Raw genomic sequence first — 13,703 nt, 5'->3', positions numbered from 1 at the left:
ATTCTTATTCGGGAACAAGGCTGGTTACGATTCAATCATCTTGCGCAACACTTTGTAATCTGTTTTTCCGGTTCCTAACAGCGGTATTTCATCGGTTTGAATGATCCGTTTTATTCTGGCTATCGGAGCCACGCCGTTTTTCATCAGGTAGCTGTTCACCTGGTCCAAATCGAAAGGGCGAATTGTAAACAGGACAACCTGTGGCGGCGTAATTGTGTCGGAACCTTCCACCGCGAGGACCTGTTGCTCTTCCTCACCGTATTTCTCAAGCAGTATTTTTTCAATAAACGGCAAGCTGATCATTTCGCCGGCTATTTTAATAAAGCGTTTCAGCCGCCCTGTAATGAACAGGTAACCTTCCTCGTCGAGATAGCCGAGGTCTCCTGTTTTGTACCAGGTTTTTCCGCCGATTTGTTCAAACGGACTTGTTCCTCCTTCACCCAAATATCCATGAAACACATTCTTGCCCCGCGCATAAATCATTCCCGGCTCACCGGTCCGGCAAGGCTTTCCTGTGTCCAGATCAACGATCAGACCTTCAACATCCTGAATGAATTTCCCGACGCTATTTAATTTTTGTTTTTCCAGAGGATTTATGGTCAGCACGGGCGCACATTCGGTAATTCCGTAGCCCTCGAGCAACAGTGCGTTGGTCGTGAGTTGGTCAAAAAGCTCCTTCAGAACGGGAGGCATGGCTTCCGCGCCGGTGATTACATAGCGTACTGACTTAAAGAAATATGAAGTGCCCCGGCCCATCATCAGTTTTAGGAACCCGGGGGTGCCCAACAGAATATTTGCTTTGGTATGCTTCAGGATTTTCAGGACTTCACGCGCATCGGTTGGGTTGGGCGTGTATGCCACTTTCACGCCCGAAACCAGCGGAAGAACCGACAATACGGTAAAGCCAAAGCTGTGGAACGGAGGCAGAAACCCCAGGAAAGTCAAATTGTTTTCAATTTGCAGGCTTGAGAAAACCCCGTGCAAATCGCTGACGATGTTTTTATGCGTGAGCGGAACAGCTTTGGGCATGGCTTCGCTGCCCGATGTAAACAGCACTACAGCCGTTTCATTCAGTTGCTTGTATGGCAGAAAAGATCGTGGAAATTTGGCAGTGATCAATCCTTTCAGTTTGGTAATAATGCCAGCCCGCGGAACTTCTTTTTCAAGCAGTACCAGTTTGTTTATAACACTTTCCGGTAGTTGCTCCTCAATTCTCCGAATGAAAGTTCCGGCTGAAAGAATCACGTCAACATCGGCCGTTTTCATGCAATGTTCCAGCACTTTTTTGCCGACTGTCCAGTTGAGCATAACCGGTATTTTGCCGGCCATGTAACTTGCAATTATCAGCGTTGTGGTACTTTGCAGTGCAGGCAGCATAATACCAACACGCGGTCCGTTGACGCGCTTTTTGATGATTTTTGAAACCACGGCTGCTTTCAGCATGAAATTCTTCCGGTTGGTACAGCCCAACATGGCATCATATGAAAAATAGTCTTTGGGGTTGCTGGTGAACGTATCCAAAAATTGCCAAAGTATGTTTTTCTCCGGATCAACCTGAATGTTTCCGGTTTTGGATAATGATTTCTCCAGGTAGGAGGGTTTTAGATCCGCTTCAGATGTAAATTGGCCCATGGCCACAAGGCATAAGTCGCCGATTGTTTTAATGTCGTTTATTTGAGGGGTTGAAAATGTGTCAAACTGGTTTTCAATTTCAGACATTATCTCCACCAGGTTGAGTGAATCGGCGCCCAAATCATGACTCAAATAGGAATCAAGTGTTATTTCTTCCGGGTCAGCGCCGATGACAATGGCAACGATTCCTTTGACTTTCTCCAGCAAGCCCGGTTGAATGATCTCATCATCGGTTGGCAGGGCAGCAGATTGAATTTCTTCTTCCGATTGATCAATTTGACTTGGCGGTTCTTTCTTTAACTGGGGCATGAAAAAGAAATGCTTCAGAAAAACCGCTTGTTCTTCACCATGAAGATTATAGAATTCCTCCAGGTAGGAATTAAATTCGTTGCGTCCCTCACGGGCTTTTTGCTTCGCTGCAGACGTCAGATCTTCAAATTCAAAAACAACCTTTCGCTTGGGTAAAAAGAAAATAAGGTTCGCCAGGATATAAAACATGCCTTTCAGCAATTGAACGGAAAAATTGGGTGATTCGCCGGTCCATGCTTTCGACCACATACTTCCCCATAAACCGGTCATTCGTACCCCCACTATTTTTACATTATCGGGTACACGGCTGGCAATTTTGTGTGCAGATTGTTTGTTGAAAATCCTTTCGTAGCCCTTCCCGGCAAGCTGTCCGCTCGGATAGAGCAGAATGTTTTCACCCCGGTTGAATCCTTTGAGCACGGAGCGGGATACTTCGTTTAGCACTTTAACGTTACGGCTGCCTGATTCCAGGTTACTGACCCGAATGGCTCCCCACATTTTAAATATGGATTTTAGCACGGGGATGTCGTAATAATTTGAAATGATGACCGGAATTGCTTTGGAATTGCGATGAATGTGACACATTAAAAGAATCGGATCAATCAGAGCCTGATGGTTCGGTAATATAAAGACAGAAGAGGAGTTTTCTAAAATTTCGCCTCCCTTAACCGTTACGTTGTACCGTAATGAAAGAATTTTTCGGACAATGAATAGTAAACTTTTCACAAAGCGAATAATAATAGGAGAGTGATTCCTCATGGTTTTTTTGATGTGATTAATACCTTTTGCCGTTCATTCAGACTCCTTGTTGGGTTGTTATACTTGTATTCAGATACCTTGGTTATGGCAGAAATCTGGTCAAGTATTTCAAAATTTCTCGTTTTATCATGTTTGTTAATGCTAAAAACGATACACCGGAATCCGGGAGAATATTTGGATATAAAAATAAAAAAGTAAATTTAGCAATATCCATTTTAGTTGATCAACCATGAAAAGTACTTCCAAAATGCCTGTCAATTCAAGCAAAGTCATCAATGCCTGGTGCTCGTACGATATTGCTAATTCAGCCTACAATCTGAGTATTGCTACGGTATTGTATCCTATTTTTTACCAGGAAGTTACCAAACAGGCTTTTGGATCGGAAATGGTCAACTTTTTAGGAATAACGATCAAGAATACGGTGTTGTATGAATACGCGATTGCTTTCGGTTATTTTGTCATTATTTTCTTAACCCTGTTCCTATCCGGAATTGCTGATTTGGGAGGATATCGCAAACGATTTATGCAAATGTTTACGCTAATCGGTGCTTTGTCTTGCATGGGACTGTTTGGTTTTAACGGGGAAAATATTGGTCTGGGAATAGGCCTTCCTGCACTTGCAGTTATAGGGTTTGCCGGTTCACTTGTCTATTACAATTCGTTTCTTCCCCTCATTGCAACTCCCGACAGGCAGGACCGAATCAGTGCAAGAGGGTTTTCATTTGGGTACGCCGGAAGTATGCTGCTGCTGATATTCAACTTATTTTCGATCGAAAAATATGAGTTGTTTGGATTTTCAGGGAAGCTGGAAGCAATAAAATATGCTTTTGTTGAAGTCGGTATTTGGTGGCTGGCAATATCTCAATTTGCTTTTTACTACCTGCGCGAGGATAGCAGGAAAATTAAATTGGATACAAAAATCCTGACCCGCGGATTCAAAGAGGTCATCCATGTTTTTAGTTATATAAAACAACATCAGGCGATGTATCGCTTTTTGCTGGCGTTTTTCTTTTTTAGTATGGGGGTTCAAACCATTATCATTATTGCCTCCTTATTTGGAAGTGCTGAACTTGGTATTACCGGCTCGAAGCTGATCATCACCATTCTGATTATCCAGATTGTCGCAATTCTGGGTGCGATCCTGTTCGCTAAAGTATCGACAAAATACGGGAATAAAACCTCGTTGCTATGGATGCTCTCTATTTGGATTTTTGTTTGTGCTTCAGCTTATTTAATCCAAAATGAATACCAGTTTTATGGACTGGGTGCGCTGGTTGGTTTAGTTATGGGCGGAATCCAGTCGCAAGCCCGTTCCACCTGGTCAAAACTGATTCCCTCCGGAGCAGCTGACACTGCTTCTTATTTCACTTTTTATGACAGCACTGAGAAACTAGCGATTGTATTTGGGATGTTGGGATTTGGAATTATTGAACAGATTACCGGAAGTATGAGAAACAGCGCCTTGCTGTTATCGTCATTTTTTATGGTGAGTTTGCTGATTATTGCGTTTACCCGCTTAAAAAAGGAGTGATTTTGAATTGACCGGATAGCCTAAGTCGCTCTGAAGAGATACAGAAAAGGCAGCCTCCAAACAGTTTGCGTCATTAGCCAATACACACAATTAGTTTCTGAAAACTAAGAGAAATGTCTTAACTCGGAAAGTGCCGGCCTCCAACTGATAGCTCAAATATATTATGACCTTTTAGCTTATCGTCAGCATGTTGTCAGAAACAGTTGCAGTGTAGCTTGCCAGGCTTCTGCTTGCCGGACCATTAATGACAGCCCCGTCAATGGTAAACATTGACCCGTGATTATTGCATCGGATTTGATTCGTATCCGGTAAATATTCCAGGGTGAAGTTTTGGTGTGTGCAATATTTGCTCAAAACCACGAAGCTGGATTCGCCGTTCCGGATAATCATGTATTTACCATAGTAGGCATATCCGCCAACGGTGTCCAGCGCTGAAAATTGACTGTCCGTTAAATCAATGGTGATCGGGCCAGTGTTTGAACTATCAGGGGAATCAGTTGAGCTATCACCACCTTTACTGCAAGAATTCAGGTAGAATGGTGATGCAAATAAAATACTCCCGCCAATTGCTACTTTTGAAATAAAATCGCGTCGTCTCATAATTTCCTCCGTTAAAGTTCGAGTTCAGTTCAAAAACAAGATAATTCTCAGGAATGACTAATGATTTGTGGTCTCTGTTTGAATTTCTATAAATAACTACCTAGGTTTATGAAAAGTTTAAAATCGTTACAGAATTCAAGACATTTGTTAAACTTTAAAAACTACCATTTGTTAATCTTTAGAGCTTTTTAAAACATAAGGTCGGAATAATCGAACGCAACAAAATGGATAAATATTCTCTAGTTGGAAATCAAGAAATTGCAGCCGTAGATGAGCTTTATCAGGATTATCTGAGAGATCCTGAAAGTATTGAAGAAAGTTGGAGGCATTTCTTTAAAGGCTTTGAGTTAGCGCGTACTAATTACCAGAGCAAATCGGAATTCTCAGGAAGTAATATTGACAAGGAATTCGCCATTCTGAATTTGATTCACGGATATCGCCAACGTGGACACCTGTTTACTAAAACGAACCCTGTTCGCGCCCGGCGAAAGTACAAACCTACCCTTGACATTGAAAACTTCGGTCTGGACAAAAACGATCTGGAAAAGGTTTTTCAAGCTGGTAATAGCATTGGGATCGGGCCGGCCAAGTTAAAAGATATTATAGCACACCTGGAAGCGACCTACTGCGATTCAATTGGTATTGAATACATGTATATCCGGCATCCGGAAATAGTAGACTGGATGCAAACCAAGATGGAAAGCTCGAAAAACTCGCAGCCTTTTACTGATGAAAAGCGGAAGCATATTTTTTATCATTTAAAAGTGGCAGTTGGCTTCGAAAGCTACATTCACAAAAAATTTGTTGGTCAAAAACGATTTTCATTGGAAGGAGCTGAAAGTTTAGTTCCGGCTTTGGATGCCGTTATTGAACACGGATCAGAGCTTGGTATCAGTGAGTTTATCATCGGAATGGCTCACCGCGGTCGCCTGAATGTGCTGAGCAATATTATGAAAAAGCCGTATCAAAATATTTTCAAAGAATTCTATGGTACCGAATACGAAGAAGATATTTCGATGGGGGATGTGAAATACCACCTTGGATTTGAAAATACCATTAAATCAGATTCGGGTAGAGATATCAAATTAAGTTTGGTGCCGAATCCGTCTCATTTGGAAACTGTTGCCAGTTTGGTGCAGGGGATGTCCCGGTCACGTATTGATTCTTTATATGGAGGCGACGAAGACAAACTGGCGCCAATTGTAATTCATGGTGATGCTGCTATTGCTGCTCAGGGGATTGTTTATGAGATTATTCAAATGTCTCAGTTAACTGGTTATCGAACAGGCGGTACTATCCACCTTGTGATTAACAATCAGGTTGGGTTTACAACCAACTACCTTGATGCACGCTCAAGTACATATAGCACCGACGTTGCTAAAGTGACCCGTTCTCCCGTTTTTCACGTTAATGGAGACGATGTGGAGGCCTTGGTATATACGATTAAATTGGCGATGGAATACCGTCAGAAATTCCACTCTGATGTTTTTATCGATATTCTTTGCTACCGCAAATACGGTCATAATGAAGGCGATGAACCTCGTTTTACACAGCCCTTATTATACAAAGCAATTGCCAAACATAAAAACCCAAGAGATATTTATGGTGAGAAACTGACCACCCTGGGAATCCTGAGTCAAGATCAGATTAAGCAGGATGTCCTGAATTTTGACAGCTATCTGGATGAAATGTACAGTGAGTCGGAGAAAATCGACAAGCTGAAAATCAAACAATTCTTAGTTCAGGAATATGAAAATTTCCATAAGCCGCGTAAAACTGACTTTACTAAGCGGATTGATACGAAAGTTTCAAAAGATAAGCTGCAGCAATTAGGTGAGCGAATTACAACGCTTCCTCAAGATAAAGTTTTCTTTAGCAAAGTAAACCGGATTATTTCCGATCGTAAAATGATGCTTTCGGATAATAAACTGGACTGGGCTATGGCCGAGTTGCTTGCTTATGCCAGTTTGCTGGATGAAGGTTTTCCGGTTCGAATAAGCGGACAAGATAGTGAACGAGGAACTTTTGCACATCGTCACGCGTCTTTTGTCGTGGAAGATATGGACGAGAAATACTTCCCCTTAAAGAACATCTCTCCGGAACAGGCACCTTTCCATATTTATAATTCACACCTGTCGGAATACGGTGTCATGGGCTTTGAATATGGATATGCTATGGTACAGCCTAATGCACTCACCATTTGGGAAGCGCAATTTGGTGATTTCTCGAATGTTGCTCAGGTTATAATCGATCAATATATTACTTCGGCCGAAGAAAAATGGGGATTGATGAACAACCTTGTGCTGTTCTTACCTCATGGATACGAAGGTCAGGGACCAGAGCACTCCAGTGGTCGTATTGAACGTTTTTTAACCCTTGCTGCCAATAACAATATACAGGTGGTAGTTCCAACTTCGCCCGATAGTCTGTTCCATATGTTACGCCGTCATTTGCTTTGGGATACCCGGATGCCATTGGTTGTTTTCACACCGAAAAGTTTGCTGCGGCACCCAATGGTTAATTGTACATTGAACGAACTGGCAGAAGGAAGTTTTCAGGAAGTGATTGATGATCACATTGCAAACCCAACCGAGGTTAAACAAATCGTGTTTACCAGTGGCCGTTTATACTACGACTTGGTAAAAGCACGAATAGATCGCGGAGATGAAACAACTGCGATTGTCCGTCTGGAACAACTTTTCCCGTTGCCAATCGATCAAATTGAAGCAATTCTCAAGAAATATAAAAAGGCCAAACGGTTGATCTGGGCACAGGATGAGCCGGAAAACATGGGAGCTTGGCCATTCATTCAACGTAAACTAAAGCACCTGGATATTATCGTAGCATCGAGACCTGAAAGTGGTACGCCAGCGGGTGGTTTAATGAAACAACATAATCTGCGCCTCGAAAAAATTATGAATACAATATTTAGCGAAACTATTTTCGCTTGAAAAAAATAAAAAATCATGATCATTGAGATTAAAATACCTACACCCGGTGAATCCATAACCGAGGTAGAGTTAGGTAAATGGCTTGTAGAAGATGGAAGTATCGTTTCTAAAAATGAAGAAGTAGCTGAAATTGAATCCGACAAAGCGACGCTAACCCTAGTTGCCACAGAGTCGGGAAAAATCAGTTTTAAAGTAGAAGAAGGCGACACTGTTGCGGTTGGAGAGCTCGCCTGTACAATTGATACAGATGCGGCCGGAGAAGCGCCTGGTCAGGCTTCGCCGAAAGAGGAAAAGAAAGAAGAAGAACCGGTAGCTAAAGAGACCATCACAGCCGAAAAAGCTCCTGTTGCAGAAAAGGATCATCCCAAAATTAAAACGACGGCTGTAGCCCGAGAAATGATGGAAGAACACCATTTCTCGGTGGATGATATCATTAATGGCTTGCAACGCATCGGTAAGAAAGAAGTTGAAGCTGTTGTTAGTCATCCGGTAGAGCAAGCTGTTGTAAACAATGCGAAAGCACTTTTCTCGAGAGAGGAAAAACGCGAGAAAATGTCCATGCTTCGTCGCAAGTTAAGTCAACGCTTGGTTTCGGTGAAAAACGAAACAGCGATGCTGACAACTTTTAATGAGGTTGATATGAGTCCAATTATGGATCTCCGTAAGAAATACCAACCGAAATTTGTTGAGAAACACGGATTCAAGCTCGGCTTTATGTCATTCTTTACAAAAGCTGTTGCTACGGCCGCTCAATTTCACCCGGCAGTGAATTCAATGATTGATGGCGAAGAGATTTTGACTCCGGCTTTTGTTGATGTTGGTATTGCTGTATCGACTCCAAAAGGCTTAATGGTTCCGATTGTTCGTAATGCTGAAAGTAAAAGTATTCCGGCAATTGAATTGGAGATTAAGGAACTGGCTGAAAAAGCCAGAACGAAGAAAATATCAGTGGAAGAACTGACAGGTGGGACATTTACCATTACAAATGGTGGAACATTCGGTTCGTTGCTTTCAACACCGATTATCAATCCTCCACAGTCGGCGATTTTGGGTATGCATAACATTGTTGATCGACCGGTGGCAGTCGATGGACAGGTGGTAATTCGCCCGATGATGTATGTTGCACTGTCATACGATCACCGGATCATTGATGGGAAAGACTCAGTTGGTTTTCTGGTAAAACTGAAGAATTTATTGGAAAATCCGCAACTGCTTTTAACTGATGGTAAAGCTCCCGAAGAGTTATTACTTCAAATTTAGTGGACAGAAAAATATTGTTGGATATTGGCAGAGTAGCATCGTTACTCTGCTTTTTTTGTGGTTTTTTTGCTGTTTTTGGTAGGGGAGTATCGAATGAAAGTGGATTATTGAATAAAGTTTCGAATGAAGTTCACTTTATCGATCGTTCTACTTAACAAATACAGTTTGATAAATGATTAATTAATGACAAATTTGTGGTTTACAGAAAAAATAGCTCCAATTATCTAATTTAAGAGCCTTGTCAGGAATACTAGGATGGTTAAACGTAATGAAAATACAATACTGAAGATCGTATGGCATTTTTTACTGTGGTGTGTTATTACGCTTGTTTTCCATTTTATACTCTTGCAATTTAGTCCGGCTGATAATCAATTTAGACTGGTTAAAGGGTTGATTTTTTTGGCGGGTATCTTTTACTTAAATTACAATTTGCTGATTCCACGATACCTTTCCAAACGCAAATTAAAGCAATATGCAATCTCTGTTGTTGGAGCCCTGACAATCGTATTTTGTGTGAATCATTTTATCGAACTGTCGTTTAAGGACCTGTTTAATATACCTCCTCCTGTAATTAAATATTCAGGAGGGAATGGATGGATAAATTCATCCAGCAACCCATTTTTTGTCAACTTTGGGATGATATTGCTGTGTGTTGTTTCATTGGCAATTAGCACAAGCATCCGGGTTACGAAGGAGTGGTTTAAAAATGAAACTCAGCTGAAAGAAATTGAAAATAAAAAGTTGTTAGCCGAGCTTTCTTATTTGAAAGCACAGATCAACCCGCATTTCTTTTTTAATACACTGAACGGCATTTATGCCTTAGCCCGGAGAAAATCGGATAAAACACCGGACGTAATTATGATGCTGTCGGTTGTTATGCGCTACATTATTTACGATGCGAGTGCGCCCAAGGTCTTACTGAAAAAAGAATTGACTCATATCGCTAACTTTATCGACTTACAAAAACTGCGGTTAGCAGAGATGGTTAAAATAGACTACCAGGTAAGTGGGAAGCCAAAAGATATTTTAATCGAACCGCTATTGTTTACTGTATTGGTTGAGAATGCTTTTAAACATGGAATTGATTATTCAAAAAGAAATACCATTAAAGTGCATATTGGCATAGGGAACGATGAGCTTAGCTTTTTAGTTTCCAACCCGGTGATTCCCAATCAAAAGAAAAAGAACCGGCTCGGAGGTGACGAAACAGGCATCGGACTGGATAATATTCAGAAGCGTTTGGATTTACTTTATCCAGGACGCCACAAAATGAACATTATTGAAAAGAATTCATTATATATCGTTGAATTGAAACTAAAACTAGAGAATACGAACCATGAAGTGTATCATAATTGATGATGAACCGTTAGCACAACAAATCCTTGAGGATTATATTTCACATATTCCGTTTTTGAAATTGGAGAAGAAATGTAGTTCGGTCTTCGAAGCTTTAGAAATTCTGCAGAAGACGAGCATCGATTTGATCTTTTTAGACATTCATTTGCCGAATGTTTCCGGCGTCGAGTTTATTAGCAGTTTAGATGCCAAGCCCATGTTTATCTTTACAACGGCGTTTTCGGAATATGCCTTGGAAGCTTTTGAACTGAATGCGGTTGACTATTTGCTCAAACCAATACCATTTAAACGCTTCCTGAGAGCTGCCAATAAAGCTTATCAGTTATACGCCTCGAACCGGAAAGTTAAACGCGAAGAAATCAGCGAAAATTCGGACTCAGAGCAAGATTTCATCATGGTTAAATCGGACTATAAGTCTGTGAAAATTCAATTGAACCAGATCTTATTTATTGAAGGCCTGAAAGATTATGTGAAAATCTTTATTCAAAACGAAGACAAACCGATTATCACCCTTAATTCCCTAAAAAAAATGGCCGACAGTTTACCGTCAAGCCATTTTCTAAGAGTTCATAAATCGTTTATTATTAATACGAATAAGATCAAATCAGTAACTAAAAACAGGATTATTATTCATGACCGATGGATACCTGTTGGAGACAATTATAAGAGTGATTTCCAAAGTTCAGTTATCAATCGGTTTACCTTGTAGTTTTTAGTTGAATTTTCGTTGTTGGAACCATAAATCATGCATGGAGAATCCAACACGCAGGCGAACAAAGTTTTCCTGAATCAGGCGTTTTGAAGTTGTTCCTTTGGTGCCAGCTTCAAAACTTACATCGATTTTTGACTTGCCATTGCGGATGGGCAATCCCAATCCAAACGAACCGGCCACTTCTTCCAGTTGAATGCCTCTCAAATCGAGGTATGATTTAGAGTAATTGAAGCCAAGTCGGTAATTGACTTTGCTAAAAAAACTGGCCAGGAAGTTTGTGCTTGGTGTAAATTGCAAACCTGTTCTGATGTATGGATTGTTTTTCAATTTAACTCCGCTCAAATCATAGCTGTAGTCCGACCATTTTTGCATACCTGCATCAAGCGCGTAGAGTAGATTTTTATTGTTATCAACCACGAAACCGACCCCGATTTCTTCTGGAATCTTAAAATCTTTTTGGCTGTCCGAGCTAGAGTCGAATACAACACCAGACGAGTTATAAGATGTCTGGTCGCGTTTGGTAACCAATGCTTGCCCCGGGTTGTAAATCGCACCGATAGTCACACTGTATTTTTGGATCTTTAACGCGTATTGCGCTCCAAATTCAAAATAGAAATTGTGAAAATAATCCGTGGTTTCGTTGTAAACTGATGTACTTCCGATCACCGACAAATTATGATACTGTGTTTGTTTTAGCGATCCAAAAAGGAAAGAGGTTTTAATACCAATCGACAGATTTGGAATCGGAGCAATTGATATGGCTCCGTAGGCCCGGCTGATATCTCCTGACCCGATAATGTTCAACGGATACTCAGATTGAGTACCTTCAACCTCAGCCGTAGTGTTGATTTCATATCCGGCAGAACTAAAAGGATTCAGCCCAAATCCAGCAGCAATAAATGAGTTGATTCGCCATCCGAGCGCCAAATAGCTAAAATTGGCATCTTGTAAGCTGGCTGATTTACCTTGCGATTTAAAGGTTGTATACTTTCCTTCGATTCCCGTATCAAAAACAAAGCTTAAACTGTCGATGCCTTGATATGAAGCCGGGTTTAAAGTGTTAATGAAGGTTTTTGAACTCAATCCAAATCCAGCTCCACCCATTCCTGTGTTTACCGGGTTTAACTGAGACCGAAGTTCTCCTAATCCGTACATAGAGTAGGGTGAGCGCGTGTTATTTTGAGCCATCCCCGTAGAAGGGTACATCAATACAAGTCCAAGCAATGTGGCTAATATGTGAACAGGGATGAAATGCTTATTCATATTCTAGAAAATAGAGATTCAACGTTGGTTTTTGATTCTTAGCGCTTCCTGCATTTAAAATCAGGAGCTGTGCCTGGTTGTAGATATTCGTCGATGTGAAGCCTACAAAAAGACCATGGTTAGTATCATAAGTATCATCGGACAATTCGCTTTGCAAATAATCCGTAATATCTGCAACATAGTAATATTCGTTTGTCAAATAATTCGATACGAGAGTTGCAGAGACACTTACAGTGGTTCCTGACGATGAAGTAACCGATAAAACATTGCTTGTGCTAAAATCGTTAAATCGATTGGTCGCGTAAAAATTCAGCGAAGAAGGAAGATCACTGTAATTATTCTCACTTGCGGCAGGTAATTTAATTTCAGCTTTAATCAGAACCCGATCTTCAAGAGTAAAAATTTTCTCTATGCTAGGAAAATCGAGTCGGCTTAATACCCCGGTTGTTCCCTGAATATAGCTTATGTTTCCAGTGGAGTCTGACGGTAAAGCTTCTGATTGCACCTTTAGGCCTGAAAAGGGAGTGTTGCTCCTGTCGGCGATTGATTGATTGAAACTGGTTCCTTCTGTTGTCTTATTGAATTCGTATGTGTTTTCAGTAATCGTTAGATCAACAACATGGGTATACAGTTTCAACTGGATATCATCCTCATTGGAATTGTCAAAGCCGAGAATTACATCATCATCCGAGGAAACCGTCATGACAAATCCTTTCAGCAAAGTCAGGAAATTGTCATTATTAAGATTGATTGATTCAGTATTCCAAAGCCAATTGATAATTTCTTCACCTAAAGCCGGATCCAGTTTGAATTCAATACTATCGTTTGATGGACTAGGAACAATGGTGTAGCTTCCAAGTGGAGTTTCATCATAACTAAAAGAACTGGTATTATAAAGATAATCCAGATTATTTGCATCTGTCAACAAGTCTAACTCATCAGTTAGCCTGTGAAGCGAAAAGGTAACGGGGGTAATTGTGTCACCAATGCTAAAGCCCGAATAGTTGAATTTGACCGTAATGGAGTCAAATACATCTTCAAATTCAGTAATTGAAGCGTAATCACTGGCCAAATCAACATTGAAGTAATGTCTTAATTCCGTGGTTCCTATCTTCGGATTTGAATATTTCCCGACTAAGGCCGATGTTGGATCTGACGTTGCAAGAGAATCTACTAGTACAGTTGATAAATTAACAGCAAAACTATCGATCATCACAATCTTCGATCCTGATTCAACTAAATCCTGCCCAATTTCAAAATTACCAACATCGGTGTTACACGACGCCATAAGGCCAATAATGAACACCAAAAGCCAATTTTTATTCATATA

Annotated in this window: 9 protein-coding genes; 5 read left to right on the top strand and 4 right to left on the bottom strand. The window is 40.8% G+C overall.

What is annotated here, in order from left to right:
- Positions 1-24: 24 nt before the first annotated feature.
- Positions 25-2,700: an AMP-binding protein gene (locus GJV22_RS09010; protein WP_163711918.1), complete on the bottom strand. Its 2,676-nt coding sequence runs from the start codon at positions 2,698-2,700 to the stop codon at positions 25-27.
- Positions 2,701-2,947: 247 nt separating this feature from the next.
- On the opposite strand from GJV22_RS09010, the gene GJV22_RS09005 reads away from it, so the two are divergent.
- Positions 2,948-4,231 (top strand): MFS transporter, encoded by a 1,284-nt coding sequence (locus tag GJV22_RS09005; RefSeq protein WP_163711916.1) that lies wholly within the window; start codon positions 2,948-2,950, stop codon positions 4,229-4,231.
- A gap of 171 nt (positions 4,232-4,402) precedes the next feature.
- Here GJV22_RS09005 and GJV22_RS09000 read toward each other — a convergent pair whose 3' ends face one another.
- Positions 4,403-4,831 carry a QcrA and Rieske domain-containing protein gene (locus tag GJV22_RS09000; protein ID WP_163711913.1) on the bottom strand — a complete coding sequence of 143 codons (429 nt, stop codon included), beginning with the start codon at positions 4,829-4,831 and terminating at the stop codon, positions 4,403-4,405.
- 224 nt (positions 4,832-5,055) lie between these two features.
- Here GJV22_RS09000 and GJV22_RS08995 point away from each other — a divergent pair, with 224 nt between their 5' ends.
- The 4 genes from GJV22_RS08995 to GJV22_RS08980 all read left to right on the top strand — a co-directional run bounded on the left by GJV22_RS08995 (position 5,056) and on the right by GJV22_RS08980 (position 11,107).
- Positions 5,056-7,782, top strand: a complete 2,727-nt coding sequence (locus GJV22_RS08995) for a 2-oxoglutarate dehydrogenase E1 component (protein ID WP_163711910.1) — start codon at positions 5,056-5,058, stop codon at positions 7,780-7,782.
- Positions 7,783-7,797: 15 nt separating this feature from the next.
- Positions 7,798-9,042: a 2-oxoglutarate dehydrogenase complex dihydrolipoyllysine-residue succinyltransferase gene (gene odhB / locus GJV22_RS08990; RefSeq protein WP_163711907.1), complete on the top strand. Its 1,245-nt coding sequence runs from the start codon at positions 7,798-7,800 to the stop codon at positions 9,040-9,042.
- A 513-nt stretch (positions 9,043-9,555) separates the two neighbouring features.
- On the top strand, positions 9,556-10,398 hold the full coding sequence (locus tag GJV22_RS08985) for a sensor histidine kinase (protein ID WP_163711904.1): 843 nt from the start codon (positions 9,556-9,558) through the stop codon (positions 10,396-10,398).
- A complete protein-coding gene (locus tag GJV22_RS08980; protein WP_163711901.1) occupies positions 10,379-11,107 on the top strand; it encodes a LytR/AlgR family response regulator transcription factor in 729 nt (242 codons plus the stop codon). Before GJV22_RS08985 ends, GJV22_RS08980 begins: the two co-directional genes overlap by 20 nt.
- Before the next feature lie 3 nt (positions 11,108-11,110).
- On the opposite strand, the gene GJV22_RS08975 is transcribed toward GJV22_RS08980, so the two are convergent.
- Both GJV22_RS08975 and GJV22_RS08970 read right to left on the bottom strand, forming a co-directional pair.
- Positions 11,111-12,373: a hypothetical protein gene (locus GJV22_RS08975; RefSeq protein WP_163711899.1), complete on the bottom strand. Its 1,263-nt coding sequence runs from the start codon at positions 12,371-12,373 to the stop codon at positions 11,111-11,113.
- On the bottom strand, positions 12,366-13,700 hold the full coding sequence (locus GJV22_RS08970) for a DUF4270 family protein (protein WP_163711896.1): 1,335 nt from the start codon (positions 13,698-13,700) through the stop codon (positions 12,366-12,368). Before GJV22_RS08970 ends, GJV22_RS08975 begins: the two co-directional genes overlap by 8 nt.
- Between the last annotated feature and the right edge of the window lie 3 nt (positions 13,701-13,703).

This window comes from Mangrovibacterium lignilyticum (assembly GCF_010882175.1).
In the GTDB taxonomy this organism is placed as follows: Bacteria; Bacteroidota; Bacteroidia; order Bacteroidales; family Prolixibacteraceae; genus Mangrovibacterium; species Mangrovibacterium lignilyticum.
This window is presented reverse-complemented; position numbering and strand designations above follow the sequence as displayed.